The organism is Psychrobacter sp. 1U2 (assembly GCF_051847575.1).
Map to the genome: position 1 here is coordinate 1 of NZ_JBPYDC010000227.1, position 1,351 is coordinate 1,351.

Below are 1,351 nucleotides of genomic sequence, written 5' to 3' on the forward strand. Positions count from 1 at the left end.
CCTGCTGGAACAAAGCTGGGTGAACAGGTACTAAGCGATTTGTTTGACTGTAATAGAGCCAATGTCAGGCGAGCACTTTCTACGCTTGCTACGATGCATGTGGTGCAATTGCAGCCCAATCGAGGAGCCTTTATCTCAACGCCCTCGCCCAAAGAAGCTGGTGATGTCTTTGAAGCGCGTCGAATGATTGAACGTATGCTGGCACGTAAAGTGATCGAAAATATTACGCCAGATGATATTGTTGATATGCGTGCTATCATAGCTACTGAAGCCAAAGCACGTGCAACTGGAGACAAGCCTGCTGAGCTGCGCTTATCACGTACGTTTCACATGCGTTTGGCGATGATCGCTGATAATCAAGTTTTAGAGCGGTTTTTGAGCGAGCTGACGTTACGTACCACCTTAATTATCGGCTTGTACAACATGGCTGGCTCATCCCACTGTGCTGAAGATGAGCATCTTGAGATAGTTCAAGCTATTGAAGATAAAGATGAAGAACGCCTGTTGCTATTGATTGACCAGCACTTAAATCATTTAGAGGCTGGACTTGATTTTAAAACTTCTACAAAGCCTTTTTTCAATTTAGCAGAGCATTTAACCATCATACCTGTTTGAAGGAATAAAAAAGCCTGTGATACAGCCAAATGATAATATTGCAGGTATTCTCCGTCTCTTGTGCCAAACCTTTTCCTTTATGCATACAACAGTTTGCTGACTGCGCGGTCTATACTGGCATCCTGTTGTAAGCTACACCAAAATTTAACCTTTTAGCCTATTGTCATGGCAAGATACTTAACTATAACTCAAGCCTTCACACCATTTTTGTCCTAGTAATCGCCTGATGTTGTCGGTTAGCCCCATGCATGATAGCCCCTATTTTTAGTCCCTCTTTTACCCTATAATGAGTAGCTTTGATTTTGCTAAACCTGTCTGCTGGTTTATAAGTCACCACATAATATATTCCATCCCAACCCTTATCTTTCCACTGTATAAATAGAGACAAAGACGAAGACTATGACCGAATCTATCGACTATAAAGACACACTAAATCTTGCTGACACACCTTTTGCCATGCGTGCAAATCTTGCCAAACGTGAACCTGATTGGCTTGCAGCATGGGAAGCTGACGATGTGTACGGTAAAATTCGTCAAGCACGTATAGGCGCAACCAAATATATTTTGCATGATGGCCCTCCCTACGCAAACGGTCAGATTCATTTAGGTCATGCAGTCAATAAAGTGCTCAAAGACATTATCGTTAAATCAAAAACGCTATCAGGCTTTGATGCGCCTTATGTGCCCGGTTGGGACTGTCATGGTTTGCCTATCGAGCAAAAGGTGGAAGCCAAAG

At 43.0% G+C, this 1,351-nt stretch carries 2 protein-coding genes; both read left to right on the forward strand.

Annotated elements, in window-relative coordinates:
• A partial coding sequence (locus ACS8FD_RS14710) for a GntR family transcriptional regulator (protein ID WP_439276402.1) occupies positions 1–615 on the forward strand: 615 nt, incomplete at its 5' end.
• 399 nt (positions 616–1,014) lie between these two features.
• A partial coding sequence (locus ACS8FD_RS14715; protein WP_439276404.1) for a class I tRNA ligase family protein occupies positions 1,015–1,351 on the forward strand: 337 nt, incomplete at its 3' end.